The following is a 14,555-nucleotide window of genomic DNA, read 5'->3' as shown; positions in this document are numbered from 1 at the left end:
CTTCTTTTGGCTCATTTGCTCGGGTGGGGTGGCGTTACTCTCCGCTCGGAGGGAGTGTGGGGGCGTGAGCTCTGTGGAGCCGGCGTCGGCCGCCCCCGCGCCCCCCCCCCCCCCCCGGCGGGTGGTGTCAGGCCTGGAGCCAGGCGGTGGTGCCGCCGGGCAGCGCGCCGTCGGCCAGCGGGCCGCTGGAGAGCAGCACCCGGCCCGCGGGCAGCGGCACGGGGGCCGTCCCGAAGTTGGTGACGCTGGTCCAGCCGTTCGGGCGGCGGAACGCGAGGACGTCCGGCGAGCCCGGCTCGAGCCACTCGAGCTCCTCGCCCGTCTGCAGCCGGCGACGCAGGCCGAGCGCCGTGCGGTACAGGGTCAGCGTGGCGCCCTCCACCCCGTCCTGGGCGTCGGCGGCGTGCTCGGCGAACCAGGCCGGCTGCGGCAGGTGCGCCGGCCCGTCGCCGAAGCCGAGCGACGGCCCGTCCGCCGTCCACGGGAGCGGCACGCGGCAGCCGTCGCGGCCGACCTCGACGCCCCGGTTGCGGAAGAAGGTCGGGTCCTGGCGCTCGTCGTCGGGGATGTCCGCGACCTCGTGCAGGCCGAGCTCCTCGCCCTGGTACAGGTACGACGAGCCGGGCAGCGCCAGCTCCAGCAGGGTCGCGGCGCGGGCCTTCGCCAGGCCGGACGCGCGGTCGAGCTGGTCCTCCGGCCCGCCGGCGAGCAGCCAGTCCGTGCCGCCCTTGCGCCGGTCGTCCCCGCGGGGGGCCAGGCCGTAGCGGGTGGCGTGCCGCACCACGTCGTGGTTGGAGAAGACCCAGGTGGTCGACGAGCCCGACGCGGCGGCGAGCTCCAGGTTGTCCGTGATGATGCGGCGGAACTGCCCGGCGTCGAAGTCGGCCTCGAGCAGGTCGAAGTTGAACGCCTGCCCCAGCCCGTCCTGGCTCGCGTACCGCGCGCGGCGCTCGGCGGAGCCCACCCACGCCTCGGCGACGGCGGTGCGGGGCGGGTCGTAGGCGTCGAAGACCTCGCGCCACCCGGCGTACACGTCGTGCACGTCGTCGCGGTCGAACAGCGGGTGCTGCCCGTCGCGCGGCAGCGCCTCGAGCTCGGCCTGCGACGGCAGCGGCTCGCCCGGCGCGGGCAGGTCCTTGGTGAGCATGTGAGCCACGTCGATGCGGAAGCCGTCCACGCCGCGGTCGGACCAGAAGCGCAGCGTGCGCAGGAAGTCCTCCCGCACCTCGGGGTTGTCCCAGTTGAGGTCCGGCTGCTCGACGGCGAAGTGGTGGAAGTACCACTGCCCGTCGCCCACCGGCTCCCAGGCGGGGCCGCCGAAGGTGGAGGTCCAGTCCGCGGGCGGCAGCTCGCCGTGCTCGCCGAGCCCGTCGCGGAAGAGGTAGCGGTCGCGGGCGGCCGAGCCCTTCGGGGCGGCGAGCGCCTCGGCGAACCACGCGTGCAGGTTCGAGGTGTGGTTGGGGACGATGTCGACGACGACGCGGATCCCCGCGCCGTGCAGTGCCGCGACCATCTCGTCGAAGTCGGCGAGCGTGCCGATCTTCGGGTCGACGTCGCGGTAGTCGGCGACGTCGTACCCGCCGTCGGCCAGCGCGGACGGGTAGAACGGGCTGAGCCACACGGCGTCGATCCCGAGGGCGGCCAGGTAGTCCACGCGGGACGTGATGCCGCGCAGGTTGCCGATGCCGTCGCCGTCGGAGTCCGCGAAGCTGCGCGGGTAGATCTGGTAGACGGCGGCCTGGCGCCACCAGGTGGCGTCGGAGCCCTCGGTGGTGCGGGCGGGGACGTCGAGCAGGTCGCTCATGGGTGATGCCCTTCTTCGGTGGTGCGGTCCTGGTGCGGGATGGAGGTGTGCGGCGAGGTCAGCCCTTCACGGCACCCTGGGTGACGCCTTCCATCACCCAGCGCTGCGTGAACAGGTACGCGACGATCGCCGGAGCCATCGCCATGAGGTACGAGGCGAAGGAGACGTTGTAGTTGTTGCTGAACTGGGTCTGGAACAGCTGCTGGCGCACCGGCAGCGTCTGGAGCCCGGGGTCGGAGATGATGAGCGACGGCATCATGAAGTCGTTCCAGGCGTAGAGGAACGCGAAGATCCCGACGGTGGCGCTCATGGGTGCCAGGAGCGGGAAGATCAGGCGCCAGAACGTCTGCCACGTGGTCGCGCCGTCGATGCGGGCGCTCTCCTCGAGCTCCAGGGGGATCGACCGGAGGAACGCCGTGAACAGCAGCACGCTGAAGCTCAGCTGGAACATCGTGGCGAGCACGACGACGCCGAGCGGGTTGTCGAGGCCGAGGCGCCCGGTGAGCTGGATCTGCGGCAGCGCGACCACCGGGAACGGGATGAACATCGCGCCGAGCAGGTAGAAGAACGACCAGCGGAACAGGCGCCGGTGCCAGTTGCGCATGATCGCGAACGACGCGACGGCCGCCAGCAGGATCGTCGCGGCGACCGTGCCCGCCGTCACGAGCAGCGACACCGCGAGGCCGACGGGGAACTCGGTGAGCTGCCAGGCCTGGACGAAGCCCTGCACGTCGAACGGCGCCGGCAGCGAGAACGCGTTGCCGTCCACGGCCTGGCCCGTGGTCTTGAACGCCATCGAGACCGTGACGTACAGCGGCAGCAGCACGGTCACCGAGCACAGCAGGAGGAGCAGGGTGCCCGAGACGTTCCGTCGTTCGTGCGTCCGGCGCAGGGGGCGCCCGGCGGCGGCTCGCCGGGTGCCGGAGGTCGGTGCGGTGAGGGTGGCCATCAGAGGGAGTTCCTTCCGCGGGTGACCGAGAGCTGGAGGAAGGCGATCAGCACCGTGACGACGAAGAAGATCGTCGCGTTGGCCATCTGGTAGGCGTAGTCGCCGCCGTTGAACCCGGTGATGATGGTCATCGCGATGCTCCGGGTGGCCGTGCCGGGCCCGCCGTTCGTGAGGCCGACGATGATGTCGTAGGCGTTGAGGAAGTTCTTGAAGCCGAGGATGACGTTGATGACCACGTACCCGGCCATCAGCGGCAGCGTGATCCGCGTGATGCGCTGCGCCCGGGTCGCGCCGTCGATCTCGGCCGCCTCGTACACGTCGCCGGGGATGGCCAGCAGGCCGGCGATGTAGATGAGCAGGGTGCCGGGGACGGCCTGCCACGCCGTCACGAGGACGATCGCGAGCCAGGCCAGGTCGGGGTTGGCCAGCAGGCTCGTCTCCAGGAAGGGGATCCCGAGCGCCTGCCCGGCGGCGGGCAGGGAGTTCGAGAACAGGAAGTTGAAGACGTACGCGATGATGATGCCCGAGACGACCATCGGGATGACGAAGACGGCCCGCAGCCCCACCTTCAGCCGGATGCGGGAGGTCAGCCCGACCGCCAGGAAGAACGCGACGACGTTGACGACCAGCACCGTGACCAGCGAGAACCCGAACGTGAACAGGTAGCTGCGCAGGATGGCGGGGTCGCTGAACGCGACCGCGTAGTTGGTGAGGCCGACGAAGTCCCAGTCGCCGATGCCGACCGAGTTCGTGAAGCTGAAGAAGATGCCGACGACCGCGGGGACCGGGATCGCCAGGGTGAACAGCACGAGGCTCGGCAGCAGGAAGAGGTAGTAGATCGGTTCGGTCCGTCGGGCGCGGCGTGGCGCCGGACGTGCGGGCGCCGGGGCGGGCACGCCCGGCGCGGTCGTGGTGAGGGTGGGCATGAGCAAGGACTCCTTCGTTCCGCTCGTGGCTCGCTGACGTCGGGCTCTGCCGGCGGGGTGCGCTACTGGCGCCGGGCCAGGCGCGCCCAGTCCGTGTCGAGGGTGCGCATCGTGGCGCCGGCGTCGGCGCCGAACGCGATCCCCTGGGTGTAGGCCATGACCGGGATCGTCTTGGGCACGAGCACCGAGGCGCCCTGGTAGACCCGCCCGTCGTCGTAGTACTCCGTCATGCCCGCGAGGCGCGGGTCCGAGGGCGGCGGCGCGTCCTTCGTCGGGGTGTAGCCGAGCTGCGACTCGTTGTAGCCCTCGATGATCTCGGGCCGGTAGAGGTACTCGAGGAAGTCGCGGGCGGCCTCCGGGTGCCGCGAGCCGTCGGGGATGATCGCCGCGAGGTCGACGTTGACGCGCACCTTGAGGTCGGCGGGGTCGTCCGTCATGGGCAGGGGGAAGGTGCCGAGGTCGAGGTCCGGCGCGGTCTTGGCGATCTCGCTGAAGGCCCACGGCCCCTGGAGGTACATCGCGGCCTTCCCCTGGGCGAAGGCGAGGTTGCCGTCGCCGTACCCGCGGCTGTCGGCGTCGTCGTTCGCGAAGCCCGTGAGCTGCGTCATCTGCTCGAGGGGGCGGCTGAAGTCCTTCTCGAACGAGACGTCCGAGCGCGGGCCGACGTCGGCGCCCTCGGCCGCGAGACGGTCGAAGAAGTCGATGGTGTCGACCTGGCCGCCGACGGCGTAGTCGAACCACCCCTGCGCCACGGTCCAGTCGTCCTTGAACGTGCCGTAGAACGGCGTCACGCCCGCCTCCCGGAGCGTCTCGGCCACGTCGAGGAGCTCGCTCCAGGTCTGCGGCACCTGGAGGTCGTGCGCGGCGAAGACGTCCTTGTTGTAGATGACGGAGGCCGCCATCACCGAGTAGGGCAGGGCGCTGGTGCGGCCGTCGCAGCGGCCGTACTGGTCCATGAGGGGCTGCAGGTCCGGGCGGATCCGGCTCGCGGCCTCGGTGCCGCCCAGGTCGCTGAGCGTGCAGCGGTCCACGAACCGCGCGACCTCCATGTTGTAGTTCGCGAGCATGAGGTCGGGCGGGTTGCCGCGCACGAAGCTCGCGGACACGACGTCGACGCCCGAGGTGTCGAGCTCCACGCGGACGTCGTCCTGCGACGCGTTGTAGTCGGCCACGACCTGGGTCATGTAGGGGATCGCCTCGCGCTTGCTGAACGTGAAGCGGACGGTCTCGGCGCCGTCGGCGCCGCACCCCGCGAGGAGGCTGCCGACCAGGGCCAGCCCCGTCGCCACGGCGACCCCGCGCACCACACGTCTCGGTTCCTCAGACACCGTCGTCCTTTCGTCGAGAAGCTCGATCCGGATACATTTCGGTACTAAATGTTGTGCCGAAATTTAATCCGACGAGCACCGTCTCACCCGGGTGCCCGAGGGGTCAACCCCCCGGGGCGAGAAAATCTCGGCCTAGAATCAACCGCCCCGGCGGTCCGGCGCCGGGATGGACCACGACGCGAGGCGGAGCGCCATGACGAACGGCCCGGAGGCCACGACGCCCTCGACGCACCTGGTGCGGCGGCTCAACGCCGAGCGCGTGCTGCAGGAGGTCTGGGACGGGGAGCCGGTGACGGCCAGCGACCTCATCGCGGCCACCGGTCTGGCGCGCTCCACCGTGCTGGCCCTGTGCCGGGAGCTCATGGACCGGGGCTGGCTCGTCGAGCTCGACGACGCCCGCGCCGCCGGCGCGTACACGAAGGGGCGCCCGGCGCTGCGCTACGCCTTCCGTCCGGACGCGGCGCTCGTCGTGGGCGTCGACGCGGGGCAGCACCGCGTGTCCGCGGCGGTCGCGGACCTGCACGGCCGCGTGCTCGCCGAGGAGGCCGTGCAGGTGGACCCGGCGAGCGACGCCGACGCGCGCCGGGCGACGGTCCGCGACGCCGTGGACGCGGCGGTCGCCCGGTCCGGCCGCGACGGCCGGGCCGTGGCCGCCGCGGTGCTGGGGGTCCCCGCGCCGGTGGCGACGGGCGGGGTGCCGGCGGGCGCGCGCAACCCGTTCTGGGCGCTGATGAACCCCGGCCTGGGCGACCTCTTCGCGGCCCGCGGCTGGGACGTCGTCGTCGAGAACGACGCGAACCTCGCCGCCGTCGCGGAGGCCGAGCACGGTGACGGCGCCGCCGCGTACGCCGCGCTCCTCGTGGGGGAGCGGATCGGTGCGGGGATCGTGCTGGACGGCGCCCTGCGGCGGGGGCCGCGCGGGGCGATCGGCGAGATGCGGATCCTCGACCTGGTCGAGGGCGTGGGGTCCAGCGACGGGCTGGGCGCGCTGGCCCGGGACGAGGCGCGCCGCCTCCTGGACTCCGACGGCGCGGCGGGCAGCGTGCTGGCCGACGTCCCGCGCGACCTCCTCGACGCGGAGCGGGTGCTCGAGGCCGCGGCGGCGGGGGACGCCGTCGCGCGGCAGGTCGTCGACGGCCTCGCCGACCGCCTCGCGCGGGTGTGCGCCGTCCTGTCGGGGCTGCTGGACCTGGACCGGGTGATCGTCACGGGGGCGATGGCGCCCGCGCTCGGCCCGATGGTCGAGCGGGCCCGCGGGCTCCTCCCGGACCACCTGCACGACCCGGCGGTGGAGGTCATGGTCTCCGACCTGGGTCCGGACGTGGTGCGCACCGGCGCGCTGCGCCTCGCCGTCGAGCACGTCCGCGCGCGGGCGCTCGACCGCACCCTGCCGAGCGGCGCCTGACGCGGGCCCGGCCCGCGCCGCCGCGCCGCCGCGCGGGCGCGTGTGACCGGACGCACCGGTGACGGCGGCCACCATCGGCCCGTTCGCCCCGAGATCCTGGGATCCCCTTCGTAGGGTGGCGGTCGGAACCGACTGCTGAGGAGACCCCCGATGACGCACGCACCCGCGCGCCCGTCGACCCGGCGCCCGGCGATCCTGGTCGCCGGCGTGCTCGCGACGGGCCTGGCCCTGGCGGGCTGCGGCGCCCCCGACCGCGCCGGTTTCGACGACGACCCGGCGGCGTCGCCGGCCGCCACCGCCCCGGCCGACGGGGCGGCGGGCGCGGCGCAGGACGCCGCCGACGGCGACATTGCGGGCGGGGGCGCGGCCGCGCCGTACACGGTGCGCTACGCCGACGACCACCAGACCGTGATCACGCTCGACCGCGCCCAGGTGGAGGCGCTCACCGGCGCCGACCTGACCGCCGGCGGCGCCGACGACGCGAGCAGCGTCCTCGCGGACCGCGGCACGTGGGCGTCGGGCGCGACCGAGGAGCACGCGGACGTGATCGCCGAGGCCGCCCGTCGCGAGGGCGGCACCGTCGACCGCGTGCTGGCGGAGCAGGCCGACGGCCGCGACGTCGAGCTGCGCGTGTTCGTCAAGCACGACCGGCACGCGCACGTCGCCCACCTCGGCGAGGACGACGGCGACGACGACTGACCCGGGCCGCCTCCGCGGGTCACCTCGCGGAGGCGACGGGGGCCGCGGTCAGAAGTGGGTGCCGCCGTCGATGCGGACCTCGGTGCCGGTGATGAACGCGCCGTCGTCGCTGGCGAGCATCGCGACGACCGACGCGACGGTCTCCGGCCCGGCGAAGCCGCTGCCGAGCGCGGGCTGCAGCTTGGCGAACAGGCGCATGTCGGCGTCCTCGGGCAGGCCTGGCCCCATGCTCTGGCGGCTGGCTCCGGAGCCGTCGGTCATGCCGGAGGAGATGGACCCCGGCTGCACGGCGGTGAACCGGATGCCGCGGCCGGCGTACTCGGCGGCGAGCGCGTGCGTCATGGACTGCACCCCGCCCTTGCTGGCGGCGTAGGCGGCCATGTACGGGTGGGCGAACGCCGCGGACGTCGAGCTGAAGCTCACGACGGCCGACCCCCGGCCCTCCAGCAGGGCGGGGACGGCCTCGCGGATCACGAGGAACGTGCCGACGAGGTTGACGCGCACCACCTGCTCGAAGCTCTCCAGCGTGGTCTGCTCGGTGTGCGACGAGCGCAGGATGCCCGCGGCGTTGACCAGCGCGTCCAGGCCGCCGAGGCGCTCGACGGCGGTGGCGACGCCGGCCCGGACGGACCCCTCGTCGGCGATGTCCATGGTGCGGACGTCGAGGCGGTCGGCGTGGTCGCCGGCCTTCTCGACGGTGTCGGCCAGGCCGGCCTCGCTGACGTCGGCGCCGACGACGCGGCCGCCCTCCGCGAGCATCCGCAGCACCGTGGCCTGCCCGATGCCCGAGCCCGCCCCGGTCACCAGCACCCGGCGTCCGTCGTAACGGTTCATGGTCGTCTCCTTCACGCGTGGTCGGGCGCGACGCGCGCCCGGGATCGCTTCACTGTACGCCTGGATGGCACGACGTGTCAGACAGACTCAGGGTGGCAGATTGTCACCCCGCGCGTAGGGTGGAGGTCGTGACCGTGCAGCCCGAGCAGCCCCGTTCCCTGACCGCGCGGCGCAAGGCCGCCACCCAGCTGGAGATCGCGGAGGTCGCCGCGCGGCTCTTCGCGGAGCGGGGCGCGGCGTCCGTCACGGCCGAGGCCGTCGCCGCCGAGGCCGGCGTCTCGCTGCGCACCTTCTACCGGTACTGCCGCACCAAGGAGGACGCGGTCGCGCCGCTCCTCGCGGTGGGTGCGGACGGGTGGCGCGCCCGCCTGGCCGCGTGCGACGCCGCGGACGGTCTCCTGCCCGCCGTGGAGGAGGCGATGCGCGGCGCCCTCAGCCCGGGCGAGGACGCCGACGAGCGGGACTTCCTGCGTACCCGGGGGCTGCTGCGCAGCGTGCCCGGCGACCCGGCGCTGGCCGACGTCTGGTACCGCGTGAACCGCGATTCCGAGCAGCGGCTGGAGCCGCTCCTCGCCGCCCTGGCGCCCGACGACGACCGGCTGGAGCGCCGGCTCGTCGCGGCCGCCGCCACCGACGCCATCCGCATCGCGCTGGAGGAGTGGGTCGCCACCGACGCCCCCGTGGGCGGCCCGGACGGCCCCGCCGAGCTGGCCGTCCGGTGCTTCCGCCGCCTCACCGGCGGGCGCTGACCTCCGGCGCGTCGTCCCCGGCACCGTCCCCGGCACCATCCCCGGCACTTCCGTCCGGATCGTCCTGCGCCACGTCGTCGGACGCGTCGGCGGGCACCTCGAGCGCGTGCAGCACGGTCGCGGTGAGGAGCGGGACGGCGGGCACCAGGGCGACGACGGCGATGCGGATGCCGAAGTCGTTCACGGCGGAGCCAGCCACGCAGACGATCCAGATGCCCAGGACGGCGGGGCGCAGCAGCGGCCAGGCCTCCTCGGTGCGGGCGAACCAGCGGGGCGTGAACCGGGCCGGCGCGAACAGGAGCAGCGCGCCCGCGACGAGCACCAGCACGGTCAGCCAGACGGGGACGCCGCCGAGCAGCGACCGGGCGGCGTAGCCGGCCTTGCGGGCCAGGGTCTCCCACGCCTCGCCCTCGACCACCTGCGCGACGAAGCGGCCCAGGTGCGAGCGCTCGTCCTCGGGCCGCAGCCAGTCGAGGACGCCCACCGCGGCGACGGCGCCGACACCCGCGGCGGCCACGAGGACGAACCGCCGCAGCGTGAGCCGCGACCCCGAGGCGGCCAGCCCCAGCACCGCGAACGCGGGCACGAGGACCAGGCCGCCGCCGAGGTCGGCGCCGAGGGTCGGCCACACGTCGACCACCATGGTGACGACGCCGAGCACGCCCACCACGAGGGCCGCCGTGCGCCGCCGCCCGCGCTGCACCAGCGGCTGCGCCACGGCCGCGGCGACGAGCAGGGCGGCCACGGCGTACACGGAGAACGTGGGGTTGCCGAAGCCGTAGAACCGGGCCCCGAAGGTCGGCGCCGCGCCCAGCGGGCTCGCCCGGTTGAGCGGCGTGCCGACGACGGCGTCGAGCGTGAGCACGACGAACGTGAGACCGGCGACGATCCCCGGGCCCAGCCAGACGGGTCGTCGGGGCGCGAGCGCGCCGAGCGCCGCCACGACGGCGGTGGCGGCCAGCGCCGACCCGACGAACGCGAGCATCGGCTGCTCGAACCGCCACCACCCGCTCAGCGACACGAGGAAGGCGGCCGCGGGGATCGCGGCCAGCACGAGGGCGGCTCCGCGGGCCCACGCCCACAGGCGCCGGCGACGGCTGCGGGCGCGCGGGGTGGTGGGCCGCAGCCGGGCGGCGACGACCAGGCAGGCCAGGGCGAGCGCGAGCCCGGCGTACAGGGGGACGTCGACGAACCAGGTGTAGACGGTGCGGCGCACGTGGTCGAGCGACGTGAGGTCGCTGAGGGCGTCGGCCGACGCCGCGGCGTCCTGCGGCCGGGGCGAGCCCCAGGCGAGGGGAGTGTCCTGCACGGGGGCGACGGGCGTGACGCCGGCGGCTCCCAGCACGGTGGCGGGGACGTCGAGCACGCGCGCCACGCCGTCGGTGCGGGTCGCGGCGCTCGTGAGGTACCGCGGCTGGTCGGGCCCGGCCGTGGTGGGGCGGACGAGCGCCACGCCGAGCACGGGCCGGGTGCCGGGGGTGCCGGCCACGTCGACGACCAGCACCGTGGCGGTGGAGGGCACCACCGCCAGGACGCGGCGCACGGTGTCGTCCACCTGGGCGAGGCGGTCGTTGTGCCCCTGCAGCCGCTCGGTCCGCGCCTCGTCGGCGGGCAGGGCGGGGTCGCTCGGCGGCGCGGTGGCGTCGCCGGCGTCCACGACGGTCACCTGGCAGTCGAAGCCGTCCGAGCCGGGGGTGAGTGCGTCGTCCAGGTCGCGGTAGCGGGCGACGTCGCCGGCGGGGTCGGCCAGCGCGAGGGCGGCGCCGGGGCCGACCGCGGTGGCGCACCCGGCCGGGGCGAGCTGCGACCCCAGCGTGCCGAGGCGTGCCTGGTACGTCGAGCCCTTCTGGAGGTCGACCAGCGCGTCCCAGCCCTCGACGGTGGCGCCGTCGCCGCTGGCCTCGGCCTGCGTCGTCGGGCACTGCCACGAGCCGTCGGGGGCCCGGCCGGACGCCACCTCGGCGAGGGTGCCGGCCGACAGCGCCAGCCAGCCGCCGTCGACGCACCGGCTCCCCGCCCCGGTGGGCTGGGACACGCCGCCGGCGGACGCGCCGTCGGCGAGCATGCCCTGCAGCGTCGGGGCGCGCCCGCCGGCCAGGTCGTCCCAGCGCACGCCGGTGGTGCCCACCACCACGAGGGGTCCGTCGGTGCCCACCTCGTCCGCGCGCGTGGGCGTGACCTGCGAGCCCGCCTGCGCGACGTCGGACGCGGCGCGCAGGCCGGCCGCGGACACGACCGTGGACGCGAGCAGCAGCACCACGAGCAGGGTCCCGCTGGCGGTGACGAGCACGGTGGGCATGCGGCGGATGCCGGGCTCGCGGCCGTCGGAGGCTTCGGGCGTGGCGTCGGCGAGGAGCCCGGCGAGCAGCACCGGCACCGACAGGGCGAGCACGAGGAAGCCGACCGCGATGCCGGAGTCGTTGAGCAGGGAGCCGACGACGGCCGTCACGACGAGCGCGACGACGAGGCGGCGCAGCAGGGGGTCCCGGCGGTAGGCGGCGGCGAGGCCCGCCAGGCGGGCGCGGTCCGGGTCGAGCACGGCCCAGGCCGCCACGAGGCACAGGACGAGGGCGGCGGCGCCCGCGGGGTTCGCCACGGTCGCCCACGCGCCGGCGGCCTTGCCGGCGACGACGCCGGCCGCGCGGCCGTCGACCACGGACTGCACGAAGCCGCCCAGGTGGCTGCTGGACCCGCCGACGAGCCAGTCGACGACGGCGACGACCGCCACGATGGCGACGGTCGCCGCCGCCACGAGCAGCGCCCGCTTCCACGTGAGGCGCACGCCGGCGACCCCCAGCACCAGCACCGCGAAGCCGGGCACCAGCGCGAAGATGCCGCCGAGGTCCGCGCCGAACGGGGGGAGGCCGTCGACCAGCACCGTCACGACGCCCACGGCCCCGGCCACGGCAGCGGTGCGCGCCGGGCGGACGCCGCGGGCCCGCAGGGTCGCCGTCAGCCCGGCGGCCAGGACCAGGCCGGCCACCGCGTACACGGCGAAGACGGTGTTGGAGAAGCCGTAGAACCGGGCCCCGAGCGACGGCGCGGGCCCCAGCAGCGAGCCCTGCTGCAGCGTGGTGCCGGTGAGCCCGTCGACGGTGAGCACCAGCCAGGTGACCGCCGCGAGGCTGGTGGTGAGGCGCCACGGCGACGGCGGCAGCAGGCGGCGCGCCCACCACGCGAGGAGCGCGACGACGAGGGCCGCGCCCGTCAGCGCGAGCAGCAGCGTCATGACGGGCGAGGGCCACGCCCACCAGCGCGCGAGGGTCGCCAGGGTCGCGGCGGCGGGCAGCCCCGCGGCGACGACGAGCAGGGCGAGGGTCACGCGCCAGGCGGCGGGCGGGAGGCCCGCGCGGGCGGTGCCGGAGCGGCGGCGGGCCAGGAGCAGCACGGCGACGGCGAGCACGTCCGCGAGGACGACGAGGCCGAGCAGCAGCGGGGACAGGCGCGGCACGGTGTCGGTGAGCACGCTGAGGTACTGGCGGTTCTCCACCGTGCGGGCCACGGGGATGCGGCGTTCGTCGCCCCGCTCCAGCGGGGAGCCGGTGAAGGGGTCGAGCGCCGCGGCGAGGGGGTCGGCGCCCTCCTCCTCGTCCGCGGTGGCGGTCTCGCCGGCGTCCTCGGCGGGCGTGGTGCCCGAGAGCGCGCCGCCGGTCACGGTGTCCGCCACGGTCGCGGACAGGTCCGCGAGCACCACGACGCCCACCCAGCGCGAGGACGTGGAGGTGAGCCAGGTGGCCTCGCCGCCCGGCGACGTCCAGTCGACGACGGCCTGCAGGTCGGAGGGGCCGAGCGGGGTGTCCGAGACCCCGGCGACGACGAGCCGCCCGCCCGCCGGGAGCAGGCCGGCGAGGCGTCCGACCCGGTCGTCGAGGGACTCGACGGCCGCGGCCCGCTCGCCCGCGGCGTCGGGCAGCACACCGAGGTCGACCACGGTGGCGGGGCACTCGGCCACCTGGTCGGCCGTGAGCTGGCGGGCGTCGGACAGGTAGCGCGACACGTCGCCGCTGGTGTCGGCGAGGGCCACCGCGGCGCCCGGCCCGACCGCCGTCGCGCACGTCCCGGCCACGTCGACGAGGCGCTCGAGGGCCCCCGGCTCGGCCGTCGCGGGCATCAGGGGGTCGACGGCGGTGAGCCCGGACCAGCCGGGCACGGTCGCGTGCTCCGCCGCGCCGGAGGTGAGCGCCGGTGCCGGGACCGGCGGGCAGCCGAGCGCGGAGGCGTCCTCCCGGGCGGCCGTGTCCTCGTCCCCGTCGGCGCCCTGGTCGGCGTCGCCGGCGACCTCCTCGTTCTGCGCCGTGACCTTGCTCCCGCCGGAGATCGACAGCCACGCGTCGAGGGGGCAGGTGGGGGTCAGCGTGCGCACGGCGATCGACGCGACGGAGCCGCCGCCGATGAGGCGCCACAGGTGCGGGGTGCGGGTGGCGTCCACGTCGGACCACTGGAGCCCCGAGACGCCGGCGAGGATCAGCGGGGTGTCCGGGGCCTCGGCGGCGGCGTCGTCGCCGGCGGCGGCGGCGGCGCGGCCCGCGCCGGCGAGCGTGGTCAGCAGCATGAGGAGCAGGGCCGCCACGACCAGGGTGGCGCGCGAGGCGCGGAGGGCCGAGGACGGGCGGGCGTGGCTGATCACGCAGGCCACCCTAAGCGGGGCGGTCCGCCGGGCCGCCGCAGGTGAGGGGCCGCGTGGGGACGTTCACATGATCATCCCGTCCGGACCACGAGCGCGCCGGGCTCGACCCAGGTCTCCAGCTCGACGGCCATGCCGAGGGGGTCGCCGTCGACCTGGGCCTGCTCGCCGTCCTCCACCCGGATCACGGCGCGGCGCGCCCGCGTGTGGTCGATCCGGCCGATCTTGCCGGGCAGGTCGTTGCGCACGCCCAGGCCCTGCGCCACGACCTCGCCGAAGAGCTGCGCCCATCCGGCGAGGCCGCCCCGCGTGTCGATCGCGGCGACGTCGAGCTCGCCGTCGTCGATGACGGCGTCGGGCAGCAGGGTGATCCCGCCGGGCAGGCGGCCGCAGTTGCCGACCATGATGCTGCGCAGCCGCGCGTCCACGGCCTCGCCGTCGTCGAGGCGGATGGTCGCGTGCATGCGCCGGCCGTGCAGGTGCCGCGCGCCCGCGACGAAGTACGCCACCCAGCCGACCTTCGCCTTGAGCTGGTCGTCGGCGTCGGCCACCATCGCGGCGTCGAAGCCGAGGCCGGCGATGACCAGGAAGATGTGCGCGGTGTCGGGGTCGTCGGGGATCTCGGCGTCCTCCGCGTACTCCGTGACCCGGGCCCGACCGACGTCGATGGCCCGGTCGGCGCCGCCCAGCACGATGGCGACCGCGTCCGGGACGGACGTGACCGGCAGGTCGAGGTTGCGCGCCAGCAGGTTGCCGGTGCCGGCGGGGATGAGCCCCATGGGCGTCCCGGTCCCGGCGAGCGCCTCGGCGACGGCACGGACCGTGCCGTCGCCGCCGGCCGCGACCACGACGTCGGCGCCGTCGGCGAGGGCGCGCCGGGCCTGCCCCGTGCCGGGGTCGTCCACCGTGGTCTCGTAGAACAGGGGCCGGGGGAGCGCGGCCTCGGCGCAGACCCGCTCGACGACGGCGCGCACGTCCGCGGCGCCCTCCTTGGAGGGGTTGATGACGACGGCGAGGCGCATGCCCCCCGCCCGTCCGTCCTCGGCGCGCCGGGCGTCCCGCTCCGCCACGACGTGCTCGCGCGTGGTGGTGCGACGCCACAGGATGACGGCCGCGGTGAGCGCCGACAGGGCGAGGACCAGCACGACGACGAGCGCGACGACCCCCGCGTACTCATCCGGCATGACGGCAACCTACGACGTTTCGGGCCCCGAGACCCGCCGACGTGGCGTACTCC

General features: G+C 75.4%; 10 protein-coding genes. 3 read left to right on the top strand and 7 right to left on the bottom strand.

Features of this window, described 5'->3' with window-relative positions; genetic code table 11:
- Positions 1-127: 127 nt before the first annotated feature.
- The 4 genes from ACFU9A_RS00145 to ACFU9A_RS00130 form a co-directional block, all read right to left on the bottom strand.
- Positions 128-1,804, bottom strand: coding sequence for a glycoside hydrolase family 13 protein (locus ACFU9A_RS00145; RefSeq protein ID WP_430573230.1), 1,677 nt, complete (start codon positions 1,802-1,804; stop codon positions 128-130).
- Between the two features lie 58 nt (positions 1,805-1,862).
- The gene (locus tag ACFU9A_RS00140; protein ID WP_430573229.1) at positions 1,863-2,753 is read right to left on the bottom strand and encodes a carbohydrate ABC transporter permease; all 891 of its coding nucleotides are present in this window, start codon (positions 2,751-2,753) and stop codon (positions 1,863-1,865) included.
- On the bottom strand, positions 2,753-3,679 hold the full coding sequence (locus tag ACFU9A_RS00135) for a carbohydrate ABC transporter permease (RefSeq protein ID WP_430573228.1): 927 nt from the start codon (positions 3,677-3,679) through the stop codon (positions 2,753-2,755). Before ACFU9A_RS00135 ends, ACFU9A_RS00140 begins: the two co-directional genes overlap by 1 nt.
- Before the next feature lie 62 nt (positions 3,680-3,741).
- Positions 3,742-5,007: an ABC transporter substrate-binding protein gene (locus tag ACFU9A_RS00130; protein WP_430573227.1), complete on the bottom strand. Its 1,266-nt coding sequence runs from the start codon at positions 5,005-5,007 to the stop codon at positions 3,742-3,744.
- 193 nt (positions 5,008-5,200) lie between these two features.
- Here ACFU9A_RS00130 and ACFU9A_RS00125 point away from each other — a divergent pair, with 193 nt between their 5' ends.
- Together ACFU9A_RS00125 and ACFU9A_RS00120 are read left to right on the top strand one after the other, a co-directional pair.
- Positions 5,201-6,412, top strand: a complete 1,212-nt coding sequence (locus tag ACFU9A_RS00125; RefSeq protein WP_430573226.1) for an ROK family transcriptional regulator — start codon at positions 5,201-5,203, stop codon at positions 6,410-6,412.
- A 150-nt stretch (positions 6,413-6,562) separates the two neighbouring features.
- Positions 6,563-7,111: a hypothetical protein gene (locus ACFU9A_RS00120; RefSeq protein ID WP_430573225.1), complete on the top strand. Its 549-nt coding sequence runs from the start codon at positions 6,563-6,565 to the stop codon at positions 7,109-7,111.
- A 48-nt stretch (positions 7,112-7,159) separates the two neighbouring features.
- Here the strand turns inward: ACFU9A_RS00120 and ACFU9A_RS00115 are convergent, their stop codons facing one another.
- A complete protein-coding gene (locus tag ACFU9A_RS00115; protein ID WP_430573224.1) occupies positions 7,160-7,945 on the bottom strand; it encodes an SDR family NAD(P)-dependent oxidoreductase in 786 nt (261 codons plus the stop codon).
- A 128-nt stretch (positions 7,946-8,073) separates the two neighbouring features.
- Here ACFU9A_RS00115 and ACFU9A_RS00110 point away from each other — a divergent pair, with 128 nt between their 5' ends.
- The gene (locus tag ACFU9A_RS00110) at positions 8,074-8,694 is read left to right on the top strand and encodes a TetR/AcrR family transcriptional regulator (RefSeq protein WP_430573223.1); all 621 of its coding nucleotides are present in this window, start codon (positions 8,074-8,076) and stop codon (positions 8,692-8,694) included.
- On the opposite strand, the gene ACFU9A_RS00105 is transcribed toward ACFU9A_RS00110, so the two are convergent.
- Together ACFU9A_RS00105 and ACFU9A_RS00100 are read right to left on the bottom strand one after the other, a co-directional pair.
- Positions 8,678-13,321 carry a hypothetical protein gene (locus ACFU9A_RS00105; protein ID WP_430573222.1) on the bottom strand — a complete coding sequence of 1,548 codons (4,644 nt, stop codon included), beginning with the start codon at positions 13,319-13,321 and terminating at the stop codon, positions 8,678-8,680. The genes ACFU9A_RS00110 and ACFU9A_RS00105 overlap by 17 nt on opposite strands.
- A 71-nt stretch (positions 13,322-13,392) precedes the next feature.
- Entirely contained in the window at positions 13,393-14,502 is a 1,110-nt protein-coding gene (locus ACFU9A_RS00100) for a diacylglycerol/lipid kinase family protein (protein ID WP_430573221.1), read from the bottom strand.
- Positions 14,503-14,555 lie beyond the last annotated feature (53 nt).

This window comes from Isoptericola sp. NPDC057653 (genome assembly GCF_042799955.1).
Classification (GTDB): Bacteria; Actinomycetota; Actinomycetes; order Actinomycetales; family Cellulomonadaceae; genus Isoptericola.
This window is presented reverse-complemented; position numbering and strand designations above follow the sequence as displayed.